Origin of the sequence: Paraburkholderia sp. J67 (assembly GCF_905220265.1) — a bacterium.
GTDB lineage: Bacteria > Pseudomonadota > Gammaproteobacteria > Burkholderiales > Burkholderiaceae > Paraburkholderia.
Map to the genome: position 1 here is coordinate 210,982 of NZ_CAJMZK010000009.1, position 24,741 is coordinate 235,722.

The 24,741-nt window shown below is 64.1% G+C and carries 25 protein-coding genes; 13 read left to right on the top strand and 12 right to left on the bottom strand.

The features are described from left to right. Positions 1 to 68 precede the first annotated feature (68 nt). From U5782_RS18980 to U5782_RS19015, 8 genes are all read right to left on the bottom strand, one after another. The gene (locus U5782_RS18980; RefSeq protein WP_322045400.1) at positions 69 to 791 is read right to left on the bottom strand and encodes a GntR family transcriptional regulator; all 723 of its coding nucleotides are present in this window, start codon (positions 789 to 791) and stop codon (positions 69 to 71) included. Between the two features lies 1 nt (position 792). Then, positions 793 to 1,641 (bottom strand): amidohydrolase family protein, encoded by an 849-nt coding sequence (locus tag U5782_RS18985; protein ID WP_322045401.1) that lies wholly within the window; start codon positions 1,639 to 1,641, stop codon positions 793 to 795. A 50-nt stretch (positions 1,642 to 1,691) separates the two neighbouring features. After that, complete coding sequence (locus tag U5782_RS18990) at positions 1,692 to 2,795, bottom strand: medium chain dehydrogenase/reductase family protein (protein ID WP_322045402.1); 1,104 nt, start codon at positions 2,793 to 2,795, stop codon at positions 1,692 to 1,694. Positions 2,796 to 2,830: 35 nt separating this feature from the next. Beyond that, positions 2,831 to 3,625, bottom strand: a complete 795-nt coding sequence (locus tag U5782_RS18995) for an amidohydrolase family protein (RefSeq protein ID WP_322045403.1) — start codon at positions 3,623 to 3,625, stop codon at positions 2,831 to 2,833. A 7-nt stretch (positions 3,626 to 3,632) separates the two neighbouring features. After that, positions 3,633 to 4,886 carry a Rieske 2Fe-2S domain-containing protein gene (locus U5782_RS19000; RefSeq protein ID WP_322045404.1) on the bottom strand — a complete coding sequence of 418 codons (1,254 nt, stop codon included), beginning with the start codon at positions 4,884 to 4,886 and terminating at the stop codon, positions 3,633 to 3,635. A 67-nt stretch (positions 4,887 to 4,953) separates the two neighbouring features. Continuing rightward, positions 4,954 to 5,292: a hypothetical protein gene (locus tag U5782_RS19005; protein WP_322045405.1), complete on the bottom strand. Its 339-nt coding sequence runs from the start codon at positions 5,290 to 5,292 to the stop codon at positions 4,954 to 4,956. Between the two features lie 14 nt (positions 5,293 to 5,306). After that, a complete protein-coding gene (locus U5782_RS19010) occupies positions 5,307 to 6,536 on the bottom strand; it encodes an acyl-CoA dehydrogenase family protein (protein ID WP_322045406.1) in 1,230 nt (409 codons plus the stop codon). A gap of 121 nt (positions 6,537 to 6,657) precedes the next feature. After that, positions 6,658 to 7,797, bottom strand: a complete 1,140-nt coding sequence (locus tag U5782_RS19015) for a glycosyl hydrolase (RefSeq protein ID WP_322045407.1) — start codon at positions 7,795 to 7,797, stop codon at positions 6,658 to 6,660. 305 nt (positions 7,798 to 8,102) lie between these two features. Here U5782_RS19015 and U5782_RS19020 point away from each other — a divergent pair, with 305 nt between their 5' ends. From U5782_RS19020 to U5782_RS19055, 8 genes are all read left to right on the top strand, one after another. Next, entirely contained in the window at positions 8,103 to 9,065 is a 963-nt protein-coding gene (locus U5782_RS19020; RefSeq protein ID WP_322045408.1) for a PDR/VanB family oxidoreductase, read from the top strand. A 62-nt stretch (positions 9,066 to 9,127) separates the two neighbouring features. After that, positions 9,128 to 10,141 carry an amidohydrolase family protein gene (locus U5782_RS19025; RefSeq protein WP_322045409.1) on the top strand — a complete coding sequence of 338 codons (1,014 nt, stop codon included), beginning with the start codon at positions 9,128 to 9,130 and terminating at the stop codon, positions 10,139 to 10,141. Between the two features lie 25 nt (positions 10,142 to 10,166). Next, positions 10,167 to 11,171: a protocatechuate 3,4-dioxygenase gene (locus U5782_RS19030; protein ID WP_322045410.1), complete on the top strand. Its 1,005-nt coding sequence runs from the start codon at positions 10,167 to 10,169 to the stop codon at positions 11,169 to 11,171. A gap of 16 nt (positions 11,172 to 11,187) precedes the next feature. Continuing rightward, the gene (locus U5782_RS19035) at positions 11,188 to 11,850 is read left to right on the top strand and encodes an RraA family protein (protein WP_322045411.1); all 663 of its coding nucleotides are present in this window, start codon (positions 11,188 to 11,190) and stop codon (positions 11,848 to 11,850) included. Positions 11,851 to 11,853: 3 nt separating this feature from the next. Beyond that, complete coding sequence (locus U5782_RS19040) at positions 11,854 to 12,531, top strand: RraA family protein (RefSeq protein ID WP_322045412.1); 678 nt, start codon at positions 11,854 to 11,856, stop codon at positions 12,529 to 12,531. Continuing rightward, positions 12,528 to 13,202 carry a 4-carboxy-4-hydroxy-2-oxoadipate aldolase/oxaloacetate decarboxylase gene (locus tag U5782_RS19045; RefSeq protein ID WP_322045413.1) on the top strand — a complete coding sequence of 225 codons (675 nt, stop codon included), beginning with the start codon at positions 12,528 to 12,530 and terminating at the stop codon, positions 13,200 to 13,202. Before U5782_RS19040 ends, U5782_RS19045 begins: the two co-directional genes overlap by 4 nt. Positions 13,203 to 13,239: 37 nt before the next feature. Then, entirely contained in the window at positions 13,240 to 13,824 is a 585-nt protein-coding gene (locus tag U5782_RS19050) for a flavin reductase family protein (RefSeq protein ID WP_322045414.1), read from the top strand. A 121-nt stretch (positions 13,825 to 13,945) separates the two neighbouring features. Next, complete coding sequence (locus U5782_RS19055) at positions 13,946 to 15,085, top strand: porin (RefSeq protein WP_322045415.1); 1,140 nt, start codon at positions 13,946 to 13,948, stop codon at positions 15,083 to 15,085. 84 nt (positions 15,086 to 15,169) lie between these two features. Here the strand turns inward: U5782_RS19055 and U5782_RS19060 are convergent, their stop codons facing one another. Continuing rightward, the gene (locus U5782_RS19060; protein ID WP_322045474.1) at positions 15,170 to 15,835 is read right to left on the bottom strand and encodes a GntR family transcriptional regulator; all 666 of its coding nucleotides are present in this window, start codon (positions 15,833 to 15,835) and stop codon (positions 15,170 to 15,172) included. A 151-nt stretch (positions 15,836 to 15,986) separates the two neighbouring features. After that, positions 15,987 to 17,045, bottom strand: coding sequence for a porin (locus U5782_RS19065; RefSeq protein WP_322045416.1), 1,059 nt, complete (start codon positions 17,043 to 17,045; stop codon positions 15,987 to 15,989). 255 nt (positions 17,046 to 17,300) lie between these two features. Between U5782_RS19065 and U5782_RS19070 the strand changes: the two genes are divergently transcribed. The 5 genes from U5782_RS19070 (at position 17,301) to U5782_RS19090 (ending at position 23,168) form a co-directional block, all read left to right on the top strand. Next, positions 17,301 to 18,242, top strand: coding sequence for a LysR substrate-binding domain-containing protein (locus tag U5782_RS19070; RefSeq protein WP_322045417.1), 942 nt, complete (start codon positions 17,301 to 17,303; stop codon positions 18,240 to 18,242). Positions 18,243 to 18,316: 74 nt separating this feature from the next. Further along, a complete protein-coding gene (gene tcuA, locus U5782_RS19075) occupies positions 18,317 to 19,726 on the top strand; it encodes an FAD-dependent tricarballylate dehydrogenase TcuA (RefSeq protein ID WP_322045418.1) in 1,410 nt (469 codons plus the stop codon). Next, positions 19,713 to 20,927: a tricarballylate utilization 4Fe-4S protein TcuB gene (gene tcuB, locus U5782_RS19080; RefSeq protein ID WP_322045419.1), complete on the top strand. Its 1,215-nt coding sequence runs from the start codon at positions 19,713 to 19,715 to the stop codon at positions 20,925 to 20,927. The genes tcuA and tcuB overlap by 14 nt, the downstream gene beginning before the upstream one ends. Positions 20,928 to 20,987: 60 nt before the next feature. After that, on the top strand, positions 20,988 to 22,304 hold the full coding sequence (locus U5782_RS19085) for an MFS transporter (RefSeq protein WP_322045420.1): 1,317 nt from the start codon (positions 20,988 to 20,990) through the stop codon (positions 22,302 to 22,304). An 81-nt stretch (positions 22,305 to 22,385) separates the two neighbouring features. Further along, complete coding sequence (locus tag U5782_RS19090) at positions 22,386 to 23,168, top strand: substrate-binding domain-containing protein (protein WP_322045421.1); 783 nt, start codon at positions 22,386 to 22,388, stop codon at positions 23,166 to 23,168. A gap of 4 nt (positions 23,169 to 23,172) precedes the next feature. Here the strand turns inward: U5782_RS19090 and U5782_RS19095 are convergent, their stop codons facing one another. Continuing rightward, the gene (locus tag U5782_RS19095; RefSeq protein WP_322045422.1) at positions 23,173 to 23,850 is read right to left on the bottom strand and encodes an NAD-dependent epimerase/dehydratase family protein; all 678 of its coding nucleotides are present in this window, start codon (positions 23,848 to 23,850) and stop codon (positions 23,173 to 23,175) included. Positions 23,851 to 23,854: 4 nt separating this feature from the next. Continuing rightward, a complete protein-coding gene (locus tag U5782_RS19100) occupies positions 23,855 to 24,712 on the bottom strand; it encodes an SDR family NAD(P)-dependent oxidoreductase (protein ID WP_322045423.1) in 858 nt (285 codons plus the stop codon). Between the last annotated feature and the right edge of the window lie 29 nt (positions 24,713 to 24,741).

Genomic DNA, 24,741 nt, shown 5'->3' on the forward strand with positions numbered 1-24,741 from the left:
ATGTTATGCGGAGTCAAAGCACGACACAAGAACTCATGCCGGGGGGTATACCCGCAACTCGATGGTGCTCAGAGGCCGCGCGCTTCGAGCGAGGCCAGCAGATGCCGCTCGACCTCGCGCCGATCCGTATGGAAGTGGGCCAGCAAGGCCTCGCGATCCTGCGCTGCGAGGGCCTCGACGATGTGATGCTCAGGTGTGGCCGGGAAGCCCGCGCCCCATGACGATGCGGGTGCGAGTGCCCGGTAGCGATCGGTTTGGCGCATCAGGCGCATCGCTTCCCGCGCGATCACGCGTTGCGGCGATAGCCCGAATACGAAGGTGTGAAAGCGGCAATGCGCGCGCAACCAGTCGGCTCGCGCCGCCACGGCCAGGCCCGAATCGAGGATGCCGAGATCGTCCCGCAGCACGGTCAGCTCCGCATGCGTCGGCCAACGCACCGTGAGTAGTAACTCGGCTTCGAGAAGACGGCGTATCTGGTAGATCTGCCGCGCTTCGACGCTCGACAGTAGCGCGACCTGGAAGCCGCGATTCGGGTCATGCTCTACGGCGGCTTCGGCCACGAGCAGTTTCAAGGCTTCGCGCACCGGCGCACGGCTCACGTTGAAGCGCTCGGCCAGTTGAAGCTGGGGCAGCGGCGCACCGGGTGCGATCAGGCCGTCGTTGATCATCTCGCGGATGCCCGCTGCAATCTGCGACGGCAGGTCGGGCGTGCGGCGATCGGGCAAGATCGCCACCTCGACCGCCGCAACCCAGTCCGCCGCCTCGCCGTCGACGCGTGCGCCGCGCAGCATGTCAGCGCTCCCAGTACACGGCGCTCGCCGTGTCGTGCAGCACGTGTTGCTGCTCCGCCGCCGATAACGACGCCACCGAGGCCCTGGCCAGCGAGACCATATCGGCGTAGTTCCCCTTCGACTGGGCGACGTCGGAGCCCCACATGACCCGCTGCGCGCCAAACGCCCGCACCACCCGCTCGACCACGGGCGCCGCCGGAAGGTCCAGCGAAGCCAGCTTGCCGAGATTGATCATCGAGTACAGCAGATAGACATTCGGCTCGTCGTCGAGCGCGAGCAACGCCTCGTCCACGCCGTAGTGCGGCGCGCCCGACTCGCCCGCGATATTCGAGAAATGGTCAAGCACGACAGGTGTATCCGGGAACGACTTGAGCACCGGCAGCAGCGCTTGCAACGCGGCCTCGCGATTCCAGCGATAAAAATGCAGGCGCACGGAGCCGCCCAGTTCGGCGACTGTCTCCCATGCGCGCAAGGCCGCTTTCGACGCGAACCAGCTCGTATCCGCGCCCTTGTGCGGCTCGGTCAGCCGGATGCCCACGGAGCCGCGTTCGCGCAACCAATAGCGCACCGTTTCGCGGATGTCGTGCGCAAGCGCGTCGACCATGCACAGCGCGCGCAGACGATCGGGGTAAGCGGCGGCGGCATCACAGACGTAGTCGTTGTGGAAACCGTAGATATGGGCGCGTTGCACGGCGAGTGCACGTTCTATCCCCTGAGCGTCGAGCAACGCAATCAGGCGCTCGGCGGTGACCGGATTATCGAGCGCGCCATCTTCGAGCGTGCCGCTCAAAGGCGATGGCGGATAACGCGCCGGGTCAGAAGCAATCAGGTGGGCGTGACTGTCAATCATTTGCAATCCTATGTGTTGTCTATGCGGTTGTCGATGCGATGTCTGGCGGCTTACCGCCACGGGTCCACGCAGACATGAACCGCGCCTTCGACACCGCGTCCAGCCGTGGCCAGAATGGCCTCGTGCGTCTGCGCGAGACCGAAGGTGTGCGAGCACACTTCATCGAGCGGATACCGGCCCGAAGCGATGTAACGCAGGGCAAGCTCGACGGCGCCGTAGCTGCGGCCGCGCGGCGCGCGCACGGTCAGGTAGCGCTTCTTGATCTCGCCGATGGGCACTTGCTGCTGCAAACCATTGAGACTCAGATACGCCCCCTTGGCTGCGAGCGCGATCGCCTGCGCAGCGACCGTCCCGTCGGGGTCACCCGTGGTATCGACCACTACATCGACGCCGCGACCCTGAGTGATGCGCATGACCTCGGTTTCGAGGTTCTGATCCTGCACGTCGATGGCGTGATCGGCGCCCATGCGCAAGGAAAGGTCGAGGCGGCTGCGGTCGCGCGTCATGCCAGCGAGGATGACCGTGTACGAGCCTGCCGCCTTGGCCGCAAGCACGCACCCTAGCCCTTGCTGGCCGGGGCCGAACACCAGCACGGTCTTGCCCGGACCCGCACCGCCATCGTTGCAGGCCCACTGCACGCCATTGCCGAACGGCACGGCCAGCGTTGCGTGATTCGCGGGCATGTCGTCAGGAATCCTGTGCATGACCGTGTTCAGCGGTAGATGCATGTATTGCGCGTAGCCACCCCACAGATGAGGCGCGATCTCGCACGTGGACATACCGAAGCGCAGTGTGTTCAGCCGGTCCTTGACGTTGAAGAAGTCGACTTCCATGCACAGGCGGAAGTCGCCTTTCATGCACCATTCGCAGTGCCAGCAAGGCAGATATTCATGCAGCGCCACGCGGTCGCCCGCCTTCACCCCCCAGCGCCGCGCCGCGATCGATCCGACGGCTTCCAGCGTCCCCACGTTTTCATGGCCCATGATCACGGGTGCGTGATCCGGCTTGCGGTACACCTCCGGATCGCTGCCGCCCACCCCGCTCGCTTCCACGCGCAGAATGCCGGTATCCGGTTTCAGTTCGGGATAATCGAACTGGCGCAGTTCCGTGGTCTCCGCGGCAGTCTTGACCGCCGCCCAAACTTTCTTTGTCATCGTTTGTCTCCGTTCCTGAATGATCTGTACCGACGTCAACGCGCACCAAATACCCGCAGCGCGTTGCGACAGAAAACGGCGTCCTGCACATTTGCAGGCTGTCCCGCGAGACTCGCCCGGGCCAACTTCAGCGCGTTGCCATAGCCCTCGCGCGCGCTCACCACCGGAAAGTCGCTGCCCCACATCACCCGGTGTGCCCCGAACGCCGCCAGTGCTTGCGCCACCAGCGGATGGCTCTGGCCGCCGAACGCCTCGCCGTCGCGCAGCGCGGTCGCCGCGCGCGGCATGAGTTCGCCCAGGCCCGGCAGCTTCACCATGACGTTCGGAAAACGCGCGAGCCGGAAAACTTCCTGACGCAGCGCCAGCGCTGCGTCGGTCTCGACAGGTGCGCTCGTGCCGCCGAGATGCTCCAGCACGACCGGAACATCCGGCAGAGCCGCGAGCAATCCGGCGAACGCGGGTGCGGCGAATGTTTCTGCCGAGCCCACGCAACTCACCGGCAACCCGCAGGACTGCACGGCACGCCAGACCTCGGGCAAGGTGCCATCGGGCAGGCAGGAGCCGGGACGCAAGCGCACGCCCGCCGCGCCCGCGTGCGCCAGGAGCTCGACCATTGCGCCAACGTCCGGCGCTTGCGCATCGACCCACACCACGCTCACGAATCGCGCGCCGTAACGCTCGACACACGCTTGCTGATAGCTGTTGTCGGCCTGCCCGATCAGCTGCGTCAGCACGGCGGTTTCGACACCGTGCCGGTCCATGTGATGCAGCAACGTCTCGACCGGCTCGTACCAGCACGGCGAGACGTGCGCATGGCTATCGACGACCATCGCCGCCTCAGGCCGTCAAGGCCACATCGGGATTGAGCGGCACTTCCTGCTTCCACGTCCGCTCGTTGGAGAAAATCACGGTTGCCGCGCGAATCTGCTGCCACGGGATCGGCGCGCTCAGCACGAGTGGGACCTCGTTGCGCTCGGCCAGCGCCCGCGCGGTGCGGATCATTTGCCTGCGCCACGCGACGACCGCCACATCCGAGGTGCCAAGATGCTCCTTCGTGCGGTCGAGAATGCGACCCTGCGTTTCGCTCACCGCATGGTCCTGCGTGAGAATGCCCTTGATGCCCGACATCGATGCGGTCTTCATGGCTTCGCGGTCCTGTTCGTACCAGTTGTCGATGTTGAGCTTTTTGCGGAAGTTTTCATCGACCCAATGCCCGCCTTCCTCGATGCGGTAAGCCACATCGACTGGCTGCGTCTCGTCGAAGAACCACTGGATGTGCCACGTCGATTCGTCGTCGCGCGGCACGAAGGCATTCGCCATGCGGCGATTCTTTCGGACACCGAATCCATCGGGCGGGATCAAGGTGAAGAACGGCAACACGACCTCGGTCACGCGCGCGTGCAGCTTGCCCTCCTCGCGGAAATTGCGCACGCCCGCATAGCGCAGCCCGTATTTGGTGTACTCGACTTCGATCTTCGGTTGAAGGTCACGCTCGTGGTCGTACTTCGCCGGCGCGCTCCACGGCTGTTCGCGGTGCAGCACGCCCGCATGCGCCGAGTCGATGGTGCCTTCCACCGCCTGAGCGTAGTTGCAGTCTTCGAGCACCTTGAACGGCACGACGTTTTCCGCCGGATACGCAAGGAATTCGAATTCCGGGAATGCCGGAACGTGCGCCGCGTCGCCCATGTACGTCCAGATTACGCCTGCGACTTCACGCGTCGGGTAAGCGAGCGCGCGAATGCGCGAGCAGAATGCCGAACCCGCAGGCTCAGTGGGGGTATCCAGGCAAGTGCCATCCGTGGCGAACTTCCAGCCGTGATAGAGGCAGCGCAGGCCGCCTTCCGAGTTGTCGCCGAGTGCGAGCGAGGCGCGCCGATGCGGGCATTGCTCGTCGAGCAGTCCAACCTTGCCGTCTGTGTCGCGGAACGCGACGAGATCTTCGCCAAGCAGGCGCAGCCGCACCGGCTTGCCGCCCGGCTCGCTAATCTCCGAGGCCAGCAGCGCCGGAATCCAGAAGCGACGGATCAGATCGCCGGTCGGCGTGCCGCGACTAACCTGCGTGAGAAGGGTGTTGTCTTCGCGAGAAAGCATGTTTGTCTCCTGCCTGCATTCAATTGGGGATGTGGGGAACGCCGTCGATGCGTGTCGACGCGCGCGGTCAAACCAGGGCGATGGCCCGCGCCAGCCGCTCGCAGGCGCCTCGCGTATCAGAGTCGTTGCCGACCAGGTCGTGCGCCTCGATAACGAGTTCGCGCAACGACAGCAAGCGCTGTAATTGCGCGTCGTTCAGACCGTTGCGTGCGGCCGCGGCCACGTCGGCGTCGAGCAGCCGCCAGACTTCGTCGAGTTCCGACTCGCGGTAGATCATGTGTTCGACTTCCGTTGACGCAGCGATGCGTTCGGCCAACGCGCGCAAGGTCGCGGCCGAGTAGTCGTCGATGGAAGTGAGGTCGTCGGCGTGCATGGCTGCATCCGTGTAGAGGTCGTGAAGCGTCATGGCCGTGTTCGTCCTTATCGGCCTTTCGGACCGAACTTCGACGGCGGCAGATCGAGCGCGGCGCGGCCGTAGTTCGTCATGGCGCTATCCCACGTGAAAGCGAAGTGCTGCGCCGCGGAGTTCGTATCGCGCCAGACCCGTTGCAATTCCGACGTGTTGTAGATCCCCGTGCCGCCCGCCGCCTCGAACAGACCATTGACGGCCTTGCGCGCTGTCTGGGCCGCGTAGGCCCAGTCGCGCGGCACGCGCGCCCATTCGAGCGCCGTGATGGCCTTCGGGTCCTCCGCCGTATCGACGCGTCGCGCGTCCTCGCGTACCAGCGCGAAAGCGGCATCGAGTTCGGCGACCGACACCGCGAGCCGGGCCATCGTCGCGGACTGCTCGGCCATCTGTTCGCTGTCGAACGATTTCAGGCGCGGCGAGAGCCCTTCGGAAAACGAACGAACGGCGGCGCGCGCCATGCCCAACGGCGCGCCAATCAGGGAGAAAGGCGTCACGTTCTGGAACGGCATGCGGTAGATCGGCGCCCTCACCGACCCAGCGGCCGGTTCCTGTCCCGACATCATTTCCTTTACCGATACCGAGCGATGCGCGGGAATGAACGCTTCGGCGATACGGATCGATCGGCTGCCGGTGCCGCGCATGCCGGCCGTATGCCAGTCATCGACGATCTCGATGTCCGCGCGCGGCACCACGAAAAAGCGCGGCTCCGGCGGTGCGTTCTCGCGCTGCACGGCATTGCCGACGATCACCCATTGCGCGTGATCGATACCCGAGCAGAAGCGCCCGTCACCGTTGACGAGACGATAGCCGCCCTCCACTTCGGTCACGGTTCCGCCCAGGCGGAACACGGTGGCCGTGAGTGTGCGCGCGTCGCCCATCACGTCGCGCTGCGCTTCGAGCGGGAACAGATTGAGCATCCAGCTGTGGCCGGCGAGCACGCCATAGACCCAGCCAGTAGAACCGCAGGCCGAAGCGATTTCTGCCGTCACTTCCACAAGGGTCGCGAAGCCGAGTTCGGAGCCGCCGAAGCGCTTGGGCGTCACGACGTTGAACAGACCCGACTCGCGCAATTCGGCAATGGTCTCGGCCGGCACGATGCGCTCGGCTTCGGTGCGCCCGGCGCGCGATCGAATGCGCTCGTGCATCGAGCGCGCCACGGCGACGGCTTCATCATGACTGGCGAGACGAGGCAGCGTGAGCGCCTCGTCGTGAGCGATGGGGGTCGCGGGGGATGTACTCACAGTTTGTCTCCTTGGTGAGCGCTTTGGAACGTAGCGGCCGGGGCACGACGCCCCGCCGTCAACAACCGTGCTGCATAAGTTCTTTGTTTAAACAGGACTACCTATCGATCTGGATAAATCGTTATTCGCCTGCGCGCATCTTGTCTTCGACTTTCTCGCGAGCAGCCACGTCGAGGAACCAGCGATAGTGGCCGCCCTTCGAGATCGGCGGCAGTCCGGTCGCCACCGCGTACCAGTTCGCGCCGTCGTCCTCGCTCGCATAGACCTCGCCGGTCGCGGTGCCGGCGAGCAGCATGATCCTGTCGCCCCAGTGATAGAGGCCCATGCCTTCGATGTTGCCGACGATCTCGTCCGGCAAACCATTGCGGATGGGTTGCCAGGTCACGCCAGAGTCGGTGCTGCGCAGCACCTTCGCGTCGGCGCTGCGCCGCGTGGCCCATTCGCGCGGCGCATTGCCGGGGCCGCCGAGATACAGCACGTTCTCATCGCGCGGATCGATAAACATCGCGTCGGGATAGCCGATCGCGTCGGCGCGTGTCATGAGATGCGTCCACGTTTCGCCCGCGTCCGCGCTGTAGTGCAGTCCTTCGCCGCCGCACATGAAAAGCTGCGCGGGGTCCGAGCGGCGGATCAGTACGCGGTGATTGTCGTGATAGAACTTGTCTTGCGCGGATTCGTAGCTGCGTGGCTCGGTCCACGTGCGGCCGTCATCGACCGTCTTGAGCAGCGCACCCTGCTCGATGCAGACATAAAGCGTTTGCGGCTCGTCGGGATGAAAGGCGATGTTCTTGACATGCGCGACGTGCGGCGGCGGCGGAAAGGTCCATTTGTCCTGGCCTGGCACGCCCATCATCTCGGCGATTTCCGTCCATTGGCGGCCAAGGTCGTCGCTGCGATACAGCGCGGACGGCTCGGTGCCGGCATACAGAACGATCCCTTGCTCACGTTGTTGCGCGGCCAGCGTGTAGATGTGCGCGCTCTTGATGCCCTCGCCGCGCGGCGTCCAGGTCACACCGAGATCCTCGCTGACCCACAAGCCGCCCGCGCCATGCGCGCCAGCAAACAACAACCTCGACCCGGGTTCATAGAGCAACGCGCTCACATGCAGATGCGCCAGTGCAGTGCGCGTCAGGCGCCACGCTTCGTGCGCACTCGCTCGCTCGAACACCTGCATGCCCCGCAAGGTCGCAACCAGCAGCGTTGTGGCCGGACCTTCGCCGTGGGTCACGGTGCCGCCGTTACAAGACAGGATTGCGATCAATTCTTTCTCCTCCTATGGATGCGCCCCGACGAGGCTCGCCCCCGCCAAACCGCGATTACCCCGGACTGGCTCCCGACTGGACCCGTTCAGGGATCCTCGGGATTTCCCTTGCCGGGAGTCTTTGACTTTTTTCGTGTTAGTCGAAATAATATGCAAAAAAGAATTTCGAGTCAACAAACCCGACTCAGCGAAAACCAGTAGCGGTTTTAAGCGAGGGAGGGAACGAGATGACGCGCGATGACCGACGTTAGAGAGGTCGGCGCCGTCGAGCGGTTCGAAACGGACCACTGGAAATGGAGACAGCCATGAATGCCCCACTAGCCCGTGCTGACGATTTGATGACGCTGCGTCTGGCGTCGATTCACTATCTGGCGCGCGATACCCTGGCCTATGCCTTCGAGCGCCCGGACGGCGCACCGCTGCCCTCAGGTGCGCCCGGCGCGCATATCGGCGTGCATCTGCCCAACGGCCTCGTGCGGCAATACTCGCTGCTCGACGGCAGCACGAATCCCCGTTCCTACCAGGTGGGCGTCAAGCGCGATGCGAAAAGCCGTGGCGGCTCGCAGTACATGCACGAGCAATTGCGCCCCGGCGATCTCGTGCAGATCGAAGCGCCGCGCAATAACTTCCCACTCGATGAAGATGCCGGACACACGGTCCTGATCGGCGGCGGCATCGGCATTACGCCGATTCTGTGCATGGCGCGCCGCCTGAAAGCGCTCGGCCGGTCGATGTCGCTCTATTACTCGTGCCGCGAGCGCGTCGACGCCGCCTTCGTCGATGAACTGGAAGGTTTCGCGGACATGCATCTGCACGTCGACGCCGAAGCCGGCGGCGTGCTCGACATTGCCGCCATCGCCCGCGATCAACCGCCCGGCACCCACTTCTACTGTTGCGGCCCAGGCCCGATGCTCACGGCCTTCGAAGCCGCCACGAGCGAGCTGCCGCGCGCGCAGGTGCACGTCGAATATTTCACGGCGAAACAGGAAGCGGCGCTCGACGGCGGCTACACAGTGGAGCTAAGACGCAGCGGCCAATCGTTCGTAGTACCAGGCGGAAAAACCATCCTCAACGTGCTGCGCGAAGCGGGTATCGACGTCGCCTACTCGTGTGAAGAAGGCGTATGCGGCGCCTGCGAGACCCGCGTGCTCGAAGGCCGGCCCGATCACCGCGACGCCATCCTCTCCGATCCGGAGAAAGCCGCCAACAACACGATGATCATCTGTTGCTCCGGATGCAAGGGCGACCGGCTGGTCCTCGACCTCTAACGAACCTGGCACGCGAGGCCCGCAAAGGACCCGCACGCCCTACCTTCCCAAGGAGACATCAGATGATCATTGATTGCCACGGCCACGTCAGCCCGCCCGCCGAGTTGTGGGTCTACAAGGCGCATATCCTGTCGCATCGCGGCGAACACGGCCGCAAGATGCCGGAAGTCAGCGACGAAGAGATCCTTCACTACGCCAATCGCAAGGAAATGGGCCCGGCTGGCCACATCGACATGCTCGATCGCGTCGGCACCACCGTGCAACTGCTCTCGCCGCGCCCCTTCCAGATGATGCACAGCCAGAAGCCGGGCAAGCTCGTGCACTGGTTCACAGAAGAGACGAACAACATCATCGCGCGTACCGTCAAGCTGCTGCCCAAACGATTTATCGGCATTGGCGGTCTGCCGCAAGTAGCCGGCGAGCCGATCGAAGGCGTACTTCCCGAACTGACGCGCTGCGTCAAAGAACTGGGTTTTCGGGGCGTGCTGCTGAATCCTGATCCGTTCGAGAACAGCGGCAGCGAAGCTCCACCGCTGGGCGACCGCTACTGGTATCCCCTCTACGAAAAGCTCTGCGAACTGGACGTGCCCGCGCACATTCACGCCACGGGCTCGCATTCGGCCCGCTCGCCGTACACCGTGCACTTCATCAACGAAGAAACCATCGCCGTGTTCGGTCTGGTCAACTCCGACGTCTTCAAGGACTTTCCGAAGCTGAAGATCCTCGTGTCGCACGGCGGCGGCTCCGTTCCCTACCAGATTGGCCGCTTCCAGTCGGGTGCGGCGCGCGCGGGCCGCGATTTTCTGGCCGGTATGCGCAATCTTTATTACGACACCGTTCTGTATTCCGAAGAATCGCTGCGCCTGTTGATCAAGACGGTCGGTGCCGACCGCTGCCTGTTCGGCGCGGAATGTCCGGGTGTCGGCTCGGTCGTGAATCCCGCCACGGGCAAGACGTTCGACGATATCAAGCCATTCATTCAGGGCTTCGACTGGCTGTCGCCCGAAGACAAGGACGCGATTTTCTTCGGCAACGCGCGCGATCTGTTCAACCTCGACCTCGCAGCGTATCGCTAAGCGGCCCACCCAACGGAGCTTGTCAATGGCAAAAATCGTCCTGGGCATGGGCACGTCGCACGGCCCCATGCTCGTCACGCCGCCGCACACGTGGGGCTCGCGCGTGCCCGACGACCGGCGCAGCACGCACCATTTCGAAGGCCGGCAGTGGCAGTTCGACGAACTCGTCGAGTACCGGCGCGCAGAAAACCTGCATGAACAAATCACGCCCGTGATGTGGAGCAAACGTCACGCCGCCTGTCTCGCCGCGATCGAGCGCATGTCGCAGATTCTCGCCGAGGCGCGTCCGGATGTCGTGGTGATCGTCGGCAACGATCAGATGGAAATCTTCGACGATACCTGCGTGCCCGCGTTCAGCGTCATGTGGGGCGAAACCATCGTCAACAACATGATCAGCGAGCAAAAACTCGCCAGGCTGCCGCTGGGCGTCGCGCATGCGATGCCGGGCTACATGCCGCCAGCCGCGACGTATGACGGCGTGCCGGCGCTCGCACGTCACATCATCGAATCGACGATTGCCGAGCAGTTCGATGTGGCCGCGCTCAAGCGGCTCTCGGAAACGGAAACGCCGCATGCGTTCGGCTTCGTGTTCCGCCAGTTGATGAAGGACCGCGTGGTGCCCACCGTCCCGGTGCTGGTGAACACCTTCTATCCCCCGAACCAGCCGGGCGTTGGGCGCTGCTATGACTTTGGACGGGCGCTCGGGCGAGCCATCGCGTCGTGGGACAGCGACCGGCGCGTCGCGGTGATCGCCTCGGGCGGTCTCACGCACTTCGTCATCGACGAACGCGTGGACCACGCAATTCTCGCAGCCATGAAGGCGCACGATCCCGCACCCGTCGAGGCCCTGGGCGAAGCCATCTTCCAGGCTGGCACATCGGAGATCAAGAACTGGATCCCGGTTGCAGGCGCCATGGATGAACTCGGCTTCGACATGGAAGTGGTCGACTACATCCCCTGCTATCGCACCGAAGCCGGCACCGGCAATGCCATGGGCTTCGCGTGCTGGCGTCCACAACAGCCGCTCTGATCGAGGACCACATTCTATGACACAAGAAAACGAAATCGTCCGGCGTCTGCGGCGGCTCGACTGCTGCGCCGTCTCGGATGCGCTCGACAAACTGGAACTGGGCGGCGTGGTGAGCGGCGTTCAGCAAGCCGCGGGCGACACGCGTGTGGCCGGTCGCGTCATCACCGTCAAGCTCGGCACCGGCGCACCCGCACCAGGCGAGCCGCGCCATCTTGGCACCACGGCAATCGAGATCGGCGGGCCGGACGACGTGATCGTCGTCGAACAGCGCACCGGCATCGAAGCGGGAAGCTGGGGGGGCCTGCTGTCGCTCGGCGCGAAGGTCAAGGGCATTGCAGGCGTGATCGCGGACGGTCCGGTTCGCGACATCGACGAAGCCCGCGAGATGCAGTTTCCGGTTTTCGCCAATGCCTTCACGGCCCGCACCGCGCGCGGGCGCATCGTCGAAAAAGCGACCAATGTGCCGATCGAGGCGTTCGGCGTGGCCGTCGCGCCAGGCGATTACGTCGTAGCCGACCGTAGTGCCGTCATCTTCATCCGCGCGGCGGACATCGCTCGCGTACTGGAAACGGCGGAAGCCATCGTCGCACGCGAAGCCCGCATGGCCAAGGCCGTGCTGGCGCATACGCCCATGAGCCAGGTGATGGGCGGCAATTACGAATTCATGCTCAAGGACTGAACCATGGAAGCGATCAAGGAAGACAAGAACGTCGCGCGTGCCGCGCGGCTCGATACGGCAACGCTCAGCGACGCCATGGACCGCCTGGGCATCAACGGGCAGTGCCGCATGATCAAGCCGCGCGATAGCGCGTTCAGGATGGCGGGCCGCGCATTCACGGTGCTCTACGGCCCCGCCGCCACGCCGCCGGGCACCGTGGGGGACTTTATCGACGATGTGCCGCCGGGCGCCGTGGTCGTGCTCGACAACGGCGGACGCACCGACGCGACCGTCTGGGGCGACATCATGACCGAGATCGCGCATCGCCGTGGCGTCGCCGGAACGGTGATCGACGGCATCAATCGCGACGTGCATCTGTGTCTGTCGCTCGGCTACCCGGTGTATTCGCGCGATCACTGGATGCGCACCGGCAAGGATCGCGTGCAGGTCGAAGGCGTGAATGTGCCGGTCAATATCGGCGATGTGCGGGTGGCGCCTGGCGATCTGCTGCGCGGCGACGCCGATGGGCTCGTGGCCATTGCTCAGGAGCACGAAGAACGTATTCTCGCCATTGCGGAAGAAATCGAGGCCGCCGAAAATGCGATCCGCGCGGCGGTGGCGTCGGGCATGCGGCTGGACGAGGCACGCCGCCAGCACAAATATCACCAGCTGCAAACGCGTACGCAGGGAGAGGCCGCATGAGTGCCGATCTTCAGCGTTTCGATCCCGCGCAGACGACACAACGCGATATCCAGCGTGTTGCCGTCGAATTGATCGAGGCCGCCCGCGCGCTGCCAAGCGCCACGCTGCACGAAGCCGCAGGCAAGCGCGGCGCCCTGCCCGCGGCGATCAAGCCGGTTGCGCCCGGCTTCCGGATTTGCGGCCCGGCCGTCACCGTCCATGCCCCCGGCGGCGACAACCTCTGGTTGCATCGTGCAATCTACGCCGCCCAGCCCGGCGACGTGCTCGTCGTCTGCGTGGCCGATGCCTACGAATATGGCTACTGGGGCGAGGTCATGTCGACCGCTAGCCAGGTCCGCCAGCTAGGCGGACTCGTGATCGACGGCTGCGTGCGCGATCGCAGCCTGCTCGAACAGATCGGCTTCCCGGTCTTCGCGCGCGGCCTGTCGATCCAGGGCACGGGCAAAGACTTTGGCGCGCGCGGCTGGATCAACGCGCCGACGCGCCTGGGCAACGTCACCGTGCACGCGGGCGATCTGATCGTCGGCGACGAAGACGGCGTGGTCTGTATCGCTCGCCAGGATGCGGCCCGTGCTATCGAAGCGGGCCACGCGCGCGAAGCCGCAGAAGCCGGGCAACTTCGCCGCCTCAAGGCGGGCGAGACAACGCTCGGCATCTTCGGTTGGGAATGACGTCACATTGCAGCATTTCGTAAGGCCGGAACCGACCATGACCATCGACATCACGCAATTCAAGGCGGCCATGCGCTGCCTCACCGGGCACGTCTGCCTCGTGACCACCTGCTCCGGCGACGGCCAGCGCAGTGGGCTGACCGCCACCGCCGTTTGCTCGGTGAGTGCGGCGCCGCCCACCTTGCTGGTCTGCGTGAACCGCAGCAGCGCGTCGGCCGGCGCGATTCGCGAGGCGGGGCGTTTCGCGGTCAACGTGCTCGGGAAAGCAGGCACGGCGCTGGCCAATCGCTTCGCCAGTCCGCTCGCGCCCGAGGACAAGTTCGCCGAAGGCCGCTGGATCACGCTCGATACCGGCGCGCCCGTGCTTGCTCAGGCGCTGGCCAGCTTCGATTGCCGCGTCGACCGCGTGATCGAAGCAGGCACCCATCTGGTGTTGTTCGGCGCCATCAGCGCCGTTCAAATCGCTCATGCGGAACAGCCACCGTTGCTTTACGCGCATGGCGGCTACGGCTCGTTCGCTTCAGCCGAAACCTTGCCCGTTGCCGATCTGCTCTGGATCTCGAACTGGGATCCCGATGCATCACCCGTTGCCGATTCATGGCAACACACCGCCGTGCCGTAGACAAGAACCATCGACAAAACCGGCACACGACTTCAATCACGACATAAAGCGAAAGACAAAGTGAGGAGACACCATGTTTCGGAAAGGCATGTGGAGGCATCATCCACTTTCAGGCATCCTAATGATGTCAAGCGTAATCGCTGTCACCGTGCCTGCGGCGCGTGCGCAAGCAACGTACACAATCGGCGGCTTTCTGGACGAAAGCGTAGCCGGCTACCGCGATTCGAATGGCTCGCGCCTCGTCCAGATGCAGGATTCCGCAATCTTTCCCACCAAGATCTTTTTCCGCGGCGCCGATGATCTTGGCGGCGGCCTCAGCGCCAACTTCAGCCTCGATTCGATGATCGGACTGAGCAATGGCAGCCTGTCGCCGCAATCGCATGGCGCGTTGTTCGAGAACTCCGCGTGGGTCGGCTTGCGGCAGACCGGCCTGGGCAGCATCCGCATGGGACAGCAGAACGACTTCAGCTTCGATTACTTCCTGATAGGCGGTATCGACCCAGCCACCGGCATCGCGGGCGGCATGCTGAACTTCCGCACGGGGAGCTTCGGCGCGGATCTGCTGGGGGTCAAAGGACCGGCGCAGATCGGCGCGGCGATCTCTGGCGGCCCGTACGCGCCCATCATCACCAACGGTGTGCCGACCGGCCTCGGCGCGATCAACTGGGACCGTGTAGGTGGGGAGCGCATGTCCAATGCCGTCAAGGTGGTATCGGACGAATACGCCGGTTTTTCAGTGGGCGCGATGTACAGCTTCGGCGGCGTGGCGGGCGACTTCTCGAACGGCTCCGGCAAGAGCGCGGTCTTGAGTTGGCACGCACACGAGACGCGCGCCGCGGTCGTCTACACCGAGCAGAACTTCAGCCCGGTGAACGATGGTCATGGCGGCATCGCCAATCTGATCGCGGGCGTACGCACCCGCATCGCCGATTTCAAGCTGACTGCGATGTACAGCCAGGCGCGCAATACCTACACCGGCGCGCGAATCTATGCGCTGGCGACGGGCGTGGGCTACGACTTCGCGTTCGACTGGAATCTGGGCGCGGCGTACACGTACTCCAACGGCAATAGCGAGTTGAAGAACGTGACCGTCAATCAGGCGGCGTTGCAGTTGACGCACGCGCTCTCGAAGCTCACTTCGATCTATCTGACTGGCGTGTTTCAGCGCACGAATGGCGCTTATGCGGCTGAAATCGGCAACACCGTGGCGGCGGGCAATATCCAGTCGGTGATCGCGTTGGGGATGCTGGTGCGGTTCTGAAGTTGCGGAATTGCGGGAAACGAGGCGCGGTTTCGCGCCTCGTGCAGGAACAGCGCGGCTGCGCCGAGAGTGCCGTGAGTGCCGTCACACGCCGCGCGCTTGCAACACCGCCATAAGCCCCGTCAGGACGATGGAGCGGCCCTTGTCGTAGGCGTCCAGCAGCAATTGCCGGTTCTGCGTGGCCAATGCCTTGATCAACTGCTCTTCGATGTGCGCGTCGAGGTGCGCGCCCTGAGAGGTAATATCCGTCGCCAACGAGCGATAACGATCGGTCAGGCGCATGAGCCTGAGCACCTCGCGCTTGAGGACCTTGTTTTCGGAGAGATCGAAAATGGCGTCGTGAAATGCGCGGTGGCGCTCGATCCAGGCGTCGCGCGAGCCCGTGGCGAGCAGGTGGTTGAGTTCCTCCACCATCGCCTCGAGCAGCTTCAGATGCGCCGGGGTCGGCCACACGACGGTGGCAAGCAGTTCCGCTTCCAGCAGATGACGCATGCGGTAAAGCTGACGCGCTTCGTCGCTCGATAGTTGCGCGACGAAGAAGCCACGATTCGCGTCGTGCTCGATGATGCCTTCGGCCGCCAGCAGCTTGAGCGCCTCGCGCACGGGCACGCGGCTGATGCCGAAACGATCAGCGAGATCGGACTGACGCAACTGAAGGCCCGGCGCCAGGGTGCCGCGATTGATCAGTTTGCGGGTTTCCGCCGCGATCTGGGACGGGAGGTCGATCCCGTTGAGCTCTGCAGTTGCCACGATGCCCGTCAATCCCGAAATTTTATACAATCTGGAATTATATCTGGATTGCCGGGCGGCAGGATTTCTTTTGTATGACGCCCGGCACACGATGGCATCGCGGCTGGCTGCGTCGGAGAATCCCGACGCAGCGCCGATGCTCACAGGTCGCTCAAAAACGCGTCTGCATGCCGATGCCCAATGCCGAGACGTTTTCGTCGCGCATCGTCGGCCGTGGCAGACCGCCGGGCGGATAGATCGACTGCGTCGCCACGCCGCCGTTCAGGAGTTTCTTGTAGAAGGCATAGAGCGTTGTCGATTTCGAGAGGTAGTACGTATAGCTGAGCGCGAACGAGCGCAGACTCCAGTTGCCCGGCGTTGCCTCGTTTTCGTCGCTCAGTCCGCCATAGGCAACGCCAAGGGCTCCAACCGTCCCGGTCGGCACGTTGAAGCCGACTTGCCACGCCTTGTCGGTGTAGCCCGGGTTATTGCGCCGCCACTGATAGGTGCCGTAGAGCGAGACCCATTTGAAGCTGTATTTCAGGCCGAGCGCCTGCTCGAGCGTGTTGCTGTCGGCGCCGGGCGCCACCGTGAGACTGCGGCCGAGACCATAGCTGGCGACCAGCCCGCCGTTCGTGTACCAGAGCGTGCCGATCTCGTACTTCGTATTGGTTGCGGCACCTTGATTCGAGCCGAACGAATAGCCCAAGGTGCCGCTGATGCCGTGCCAGGTGGGCGACGCGTACTGCAGCGCGTTGTCCTCGCGCGCGGGGTCGAGCAGTGGGTTGAAGATCCACGGCCTGGGCTCCTCTCCTGTCATCGAACCCAGCACTGACCCCGCGGCCATCAAGATGGGATCGAAGGTCACGCCCCACGTATAGCCTTCGGTCTGCAAACGCCCGGCAATCAACGATCCGTAGGGGCTATCGACACCCACATACGACTGGCGGCCAAACAGTCGACCGCCCTCTCCTGACGTCCCGTTGTTGATGTTGTAGCCACTCTCGAGCACGGCGATCGCGGACAACCCGCCGCCGAGATCCTCCTTCACGCGCAGCCCCCAACGCGAGCCGCCCGCGCCGCCCGAATTCAGACTGCTGGCACTCGTGGTCGAGTTCTTGAAGTAGCCGTAAAAGACATCGGCGACACCGTAGAGCGTCACGCTCGACTGCGCGTACGCGGCGCAGGGAAGCAGCGCGCCGATAATGCATCCCGCCATTTTCTTGTGCAATTCCGTCTCCTGTCTCCAAACTTTTGTCAGACACTGGACGTCACGTCGATCAAAAGGACAGCCCGCTCCGTGACACCAGCGGTTCATACTTTTAGAAAGTATTCTTTTTTGAATACTTTAATCGTAGTCAAACCGGCCTGACGGGTCAATGGAGAATCACGCGCGTAGTGGTTTACGCCGGTCGCTCGCACAGGCGCGTCTTCATACGATTGCCGGCGCGTGCCGTCATCGGCACTTTCAACGCAGAGACATTCAATGGAACTTCGACAACTGCGCTATTTCGTGAGCGTTGTGGAGCACGGGAGCATGGGCAAGGCCGCGCTGGAACTCGGCGTGGTGACGTCGGCCTTGAGCCAGCAGATCAGCCGCCTGGAGAGCGAGCTTTCAACCCGCCTGCTCCAGCGCACCTCCGGCGGCGTGGTGCCAACCGATGCAGGACTCGCCTTCTGGCGCCAGGCGCAACTGGCGTTGCGTCACGTCGACGATGCGGCCCACGCCGCACGCCAGGCCCGTCTCTCGGGCCACGTAAGCGTGGGGATGGCGCCCAGCACCGCGGGCGTACTCGGCCTGTCCTTCATGAAGGCCATGCGCGAGCGCTATCCCGACGTGCGGCTGCGCATCGTGGAAAGCCTGTCCGGCTACCTCGCGCCGATGCTCGGCGCACGGCAGATCGACCTGGCGATCCTGTTCCACGAAGCGCCCGCGCAGCGCTGGAGCGTCATGCCCTTGCTCGACGAGCGGCTATTCGTGATCGGCGCGCCCACGCTGCCCGCCATGCCGCAAGGCGCGCAAACACGCATCGCGAAGCTCGGCGACCTGCCGCTGATTCTGCCGAGTGGCTCGCATGGTTTGCGCTCGCTGCTCGATGCCGTGTTCAAGCGCACCGGCTACCAGCCCAATATCGTCGCCGAACTCGATGGTCTTGCCTTGCTGATGGACGCCGTGCGCGCGGGCCTTGGCGCCACCATCCAGCCAGGCGCACCGCTCGCGAGACCGGAAAACGAAGCGCTCGCGAGCGTGCGGATCGGCGACAAGGAAGCCTCGCGGCCGAACCTGATCGTGAGCGTCTCGGACGACGAACTCTCGCCCGCAGGCCTCGCGGCGCGTGTCGTGCTGGCCGATGTCGCACGCGAGATCGTACAGGCTGGCCGCTGGCCTGGCGCGACGTTGCGCGAGGCGACCCTTCACAAAAACTGAAGACCTCTTGCCGCCTCCCTGATGGCGGCGCCGACGCTCGATCACTAGAGTTCGTCTCAAAGGAGACAACCCAGATGGTCGACGTTCTCGTTATCGGTGGAGGCAATGCCGCGCTGTGCGCCGCATTGATGGCGCGCGAAGCTGGCGCCTCGGTCCTTCTACTCGAATCGGCACCACGCGCATGGCGCGGCGGCAATTCCCAGCACACGCGCAACCTGCGCTGCATGCACGATGCCCCGCAGGACGTGCTGGTCGATGCCTATCCGGAGGAAGAATACTGGCAGGATCTGCTCAAGGTCACAGGCGGCATCACGAACGAAGCGCTCGCGCGGCTCGTGATTCGTGCCTCGTCCACTTGCCGTCCGTGGATGCGCAAGCACGGCGTGCGCTTTCAGCCGCCCTTATCCGGCGCGCTCCATGTGGCCCGCACCAACGCCTTTTTCATGGGCGGCGGCAAAGCGCTCGTCAACGCCTACTACCGCAGCGCCGAAGCCCTCGGCGTGCAGATTCGCTATGACACGCCGGTCGATTCGATCGAACTCGACGGCTCCCGTTTCGTCGCCGCGCGCAGCGGCACCCAACGCTTCGAGGCGCGCACCTGTGTGCTCGCTGCGGGCGGCTTCGAATCGAACCGCGAATGGCTGCGCGAGGCGTGGGGACAAAACGAGCGCGGTGAATGGCCGGCCGACAACTTCCTCATTCGCGGCACGCGCTTCAATCAGGGCGTGCTGCTCAAGCACATGATCGACGCGGGCGCAGATGCGATCGGCGATCCTTCGCAATCGCATTGCGTTGCCATCGACGCCCGCGCGCCGCTCTACGACGGCGGCATCTGCACGCGGATCGACTGCGTGTCGCTGGGCGTCGTTGTGAATCGCGACGCTCAGCGCTTTTACGACGAAGGTGAAGACTTCTGGCCGAAGCGCTATGCCATCTGGGGTCGACTGGTCGCGCATCAGCCGGGACAGATCGGCTATTCGATCATCGACTCGAAGGCAATCGGCCGCTTCATGCCGCCCGTGTTTCCAGGGGAAAAAGCCGATTCGCTACCGGAACTGGCGCGACGGCTGAAGCTGCCGGAAGCCGCGTTTGTCGAGACGATCACGCAATACAACGCCGCATGTCGGGTTGGCACCTTCGATCACACAGCGCTCGACGACTGCCATACCGAGCATCTCTCACCGGCCAAAACCCACTGGGCGCGCCCCATCGATACACCGCCGTTTTATGGCTACGCGCTGCGCCCGGGCATCACGTTCACCTACCTTGGGCTCAAGGTCAACGACAAGGCACAAGTGCATTTCAACGCGCAACCGAGCGACAACCTCTTTGTCGCGGGCGAGATGATGGCGGGCAACGTGCTCGGTAAAGGCTATACGGCGGGCGTCGGCATGTCGATCGGCACTGCGTTCGGACGCATCGCCGGCACCCAGGCCGCACGCGCCGCCAACCGACAACATGGAGCACAACGTGCAGAAGCTTGAAGCCCTGACTCGCGAGGCGCAGGATCTCGCTTCGCCTACGCCTGCCGCGCGCCGCACGTTCACGAGCGCGCCCGGAAGCACCGTGATCCGCGTGCTCCCCCTCACCGCGAACGAGGCCGAAGTCGCGCGCCAGATGCAGATCTGCAACGCGTGCCGCTACTGCGAAGGCTACTGTGCAGTGTTCCCCGCGATGACGCGGCGCCTGGAATTCGGCAAAGCCGACGTCAACTACCTCGCCAATCTGTGCCACAACTGCGGGGCATGCTATCACGCATGCCAGTACGCGCCGCCGCACGAATTCGCGGTGAATGTGCCGAAGGCGATGGCGCAGGTACGCGCCGAAACCTACGCGGAATACGCATGGCCCTCGAAGATGGGCGTGCTCTACAAGCGCAACGGCTTGACCGTCGCGCTCGCACTCGCCATCGGGCTGGCGCTGTTTCTGCTGCTGGGTATTGCGCTCAAGGGCTCGCTGCTCACGCAGTCGCTCGCTGGCAACTTCTACGCCGTGTTTCCGCACGACCTGCTCGCGACGATGTTCGGCGCCGTATTCGCCTTCGCGGTGCTGGCGCTCGGCGTGGGCGTCACACGGTTCTGGCGCGATGTATCGCCGGGCGCGGCCACCGCGCCGGCTGTTGCCGAAGCAACGAAGAACGCGCTCACGCTGACCTATCTGGACGGCGGCCACGGCGACGGCTGCAACGAATCGAACGATGCCTTCACGCTCGCGCGCCGCCGCTTCCACCACTTCACGTTCTACGGCTTCATGCTGTGCTTCGCTGCCACAGCCGTTGCGACGGTCTACGACTACGTGCTAAAGCTCCACGCACCGTACCCCTTCCTGAGCGTGCCGGTTTTGCTCGGCACAGCGGGCGGCATCGGCTTGCTGATCGGACCGGCTGGACTACTTTGGCTCAACCTGCGCCGCAACCCCAATCATGGCGATCCGAAACAACGCCCGATGGATCGCGGCTTCATCGCGCTCTTGCTGCTCACGAGCGCGACCGGCCTGAGCCTGCTCACCTGGCGCGATACCACGACCATGCCCTGGCTACTCGCCGTGCATCTTGGCGTGGTCATGGCGCTCTTCGCCACACTGCCTTACGGCAAGTTCGCGCATGGCATCTTCCGCTGCGCGGCGTTGCTCAAGTCGTCGATCGAAAAGCATCAGGCGAACACCTTGCAGACCGGTTCGGATTGAGCCGCGAAGCATGTCGAATCGCCACCTCGTTGTTCCATAAAAAATCCCCGGAGACACCCCATGCAATCCTCAACGCCTGCCGCGCGAGGTGGCACTCATGCGCAATCGTCGAAACTCGGTGCGGTCGTTCGCGTCACCAGCGGAAACTTCCTCGAACAGTTCGACTTCTTCCTCTTCGGTTTTTACGCGACCTACATCTCGCGCATTTTCTTTCCGACGAGCAGCGAGTTCGCTTCGCTGATGCTGACCTTCGCGGTGTTCGGCGCGGGCTTCCTGATGCGACCGCTCGGCGCGATAGTGCTTGGGGCGTACATCGACCAGGTGGGTCGCCGCAAAGGGTTGATCGTCACGCTCGCCATCATGGCGAGCGGCACCGTGCTGATCGCCTGTGTGCCGGCCTATGAAACCATCGGTCTGCTCGCGCCCGTGCTGGTGCTGATCGGGCGACTGCTGCAAGGTTTCTCGGCGGGTGCGGAACTGGGCGGCGTGTCGGTTTATCTCGCGGAAATGGCAACGCCCGGGCACCGTGGCTTTTACACCAGTTGGCAATCGGCCAGCCAGCAGGTCGCGATCGTCGTGGCAGCCGCGCTCGGCTATCTGCTCAATCACTGGCTGACGGCGCAGCAGATTGGCGCGTGGGGATGGCGCATCCCCTTCTTCGTTGGCTGCGCCATCGTGCCGATCCTCTTTCTGCTGCGGCGCACGCTCAAGGAAACCGCGGAATTCGAGGCCCGGCCGCGCCATCCCGGCGCACGCGAAGTCTGGCGCATGATGCTGCAAAACTGGCGGACGGTGTTTGCAGGCATGCTACTAGTTGCGATGACAACGACCACGTTCTACCTCATTACCGTCTACACGCCGACCTTCGGCAAGACCGTCCTGAAACTGAGCACCGCCGATAGCCTGATCGTGACGGTATGCGTGGGCATCTCCAACTTCATCTGGCTGCCGATCGGCGGGGCGATCTCCGACCGTGTCGGACGCAAGCCGATCCTGATCGCGATCTCGGCGCTGGCCATTTGCACGTCGTATCCGGCGCTGCATTGGTTGTGCGCCGCACCGAGCTTCGGGCGCATGCTCGTCGTGCTGCTCTGGCTATCGTTTTTCTTCGGCATGTACAACGGCGCAATGGTTGCCGCGCTCGCGGAAATCATGCCCATCGAAGTCCGCGTGGCAGGATTCTCGCTGGCCTTTAGCCTGGCGACCGCACTATTCGGCGGCTTTACGCCGGCGGTCTCGACTTACCTGATCGAAGCGACGGGCGATAAAGCCGCGCCGGGTTACTGGCTCAGCTTCGCGGCGGTCTGCGGACTGGCCGCCACGCTCGCGTTGTACCGGCGAAACAGCAGTACGCGGCGCTCCGCTTCACCTGCCTGAAGAAGGTGCATCGGCGTCACGCAGACGGTATGCTGTAGCGCGTCCCCTTCCCAGCTTGCTTGCACACGCAACGACACGAACATGAAATCCATTCTGCTCAAACTGTGCGCGCTGACCCTGGCCGCCAGCACCACGCTCGCTGCCAACGCCCACGCCGAAGCACTCCACGTCATGACCTCGGGCGGCTTCACGGCGGCCTACAAGGTACTCGGCCCCAAGTTCACGGCCGCGACGGGCAACACGTTCGACACCACGCTCGGGCCGTCGATGGGCCAGTCGCCCGAAGCCATTCCAAACCGCCTCGCGCGCGGCGAAGCAGCGGATGTCGTCATCATGGTCGGCTACGCGCTCGACGCTCTGATCCACGACGGCAAGGTACGAGCGGACTCCCGGGTCGAGCTTGCGGATTCACGCATCGGCATGGTGGTGCGCGACGGCGCGCCGAAGCCCGATATCGGTTCGGTCGAGGCGCTCAAGCAAACGCTGCTGCATGCAAAGTCGATTGCTTACTCCGATAGCGCGAGCGGTGTCTATATCGAACGCGAGCTATTCAAGAAGCTCGGGATCGAAGATCAGGTCAAGCCGAAAGCGAAGATGATTCCGCGCATTCCCGTGGCCTCGGTCGTGGCGAACGGCGACTACGAAATCGGCTTCCAGCAGGTGAGCGAACTGTTGCCGGTGAAGGGCGCGAGCTTCGTCGGCAAGATTCCTGAATCGGTCCAGTCCGTCACGCGTTACGCGGCTGGCATTCCCGTGAATGCGCCGCATCCGAAGGAGGCGAAGGCGCTGCTCGACTACATGGCGTCGCCCGCCGCGCAGCCCGACGTGCAGGCAACGGGTCTCGATTCCGTCACGACGCATTGAACCGTCATGCGGGCGTGGCCGCCAGTCGATCGATCGCGGCCGGATCGAGGACCGGTTGCGGCACGCCATGACGAACGGCGTTCAGCATGGCGTCGCCGACAATGCCGGTCGTCAGCACGCTGGCCGGCGCCACGCGCCGCATCAGCACCAACAGCGGTTTGAGCACGCGATACATCCATCGGTAACTGGTGGTGCGCGATTGAATCCCGTCTTCGGGAATGATCGCGGATGGCCGGAAAATGGCCACCTGACCAAACGGCATGCGCTGCAAGGCGTTTTCCGTTTGCCCCCGGATGCGCGCCCACATCGTCTTGCCCTGTTCGCTGCTGTCCGCGCCCGCGCCCGAGACATACACCATCGTCATGCCTGGACTGCGCGCCAGCAGTTGCTGCGCGACGTGAAGCGTCATGTCATAGGTCACAGCGCGGTACGCCGCCTCGGACATGCGAAACGACGTGACACCGATGCAGAAGAAGCACGCATCGACCCTTGCGAAGATCACATCGGCCGCATTGAAGCGATCGAGGTCGGCGACGATGACGGTCTTGATCCGCGCATCGTCGTAGCCCGGCGGCGCGCGCCGGCCAACGACGATGATTTCGCTGACGTCCCGCGCTTTCAGGCAGGCGCGCAGCACACCCTGGCCGACCATGCCCGTCGCACCGAACAAGACAATACGCATAGCGTTACTCCGAAGGCCACTCAGGCGATGCCGCGCCGAAATCGGCTGCGAGGGTGACGGGTTTCCAGCGCTGCATCGCCGCGTGGCGTGCTGCTTCCTCGGCTTCGACAACCTGCCAGGCATCCGAGCCTAGCACGAGGCGCGCAGGAACGTTCGCGCGCGAAGCGAGCGCCACCGTCAGCTGCGCGATGCGCTGCGGGTCACCCACTTCGTGGCCGACGTAAGCGTCGATGAGCTCCTTGAACTCGCCCATCGATGCCTGGTAGTCCTGCGGTAAATCCTGAACCGTTGCGCGCGCCTCATGCCCCCACCCGGTGCGCATGCCGCCCGGTTCCAGCGTACAGATGCGAATGCCGAAAGGCGCCACTTCCTTTCCCACCACGTCGCTGAACCCGCCCACGGCCCATTTGGCGGCCTGATAAGCGGACAGCCCCGGACTGCTGACACGCCCGCCAGCCGACGACACCTGGAAGATAGTGCCGCCGCCCTGGGCGCGCATGACCGGGATGGCTGCACGCGTGAGGTTCACCACGCCAAAGAGATTCGTCTCGATCTGCGCGCGGAAATCGTCGGCGCTCGTATGCTCGAACGGTTCGATGTGGCCATAGCCCGCGTTATTGACCAACACGTCCAGGCGGCCGAAGAGACGCGCCGCCTCCGACACGGCCGCCTTGGCCTGCGCTTCGTTCGTGACATCGAGTGCGAACGGGGCGAGGCGCTCGCCGTAGCGCGCCTGCAATTCGGCGAAGGCCGCCGTGTCGCGCGCGCTCGCCAGCACCTTGCCGCCGTCCTGCAACGCGGCTTCCGTAATCGCGCGGCCCAAACCTCGGGACGCGCCCGTAATCAACCAGACTTTCGACATGATAGTTAGCCTTTGAAATACACCGACAA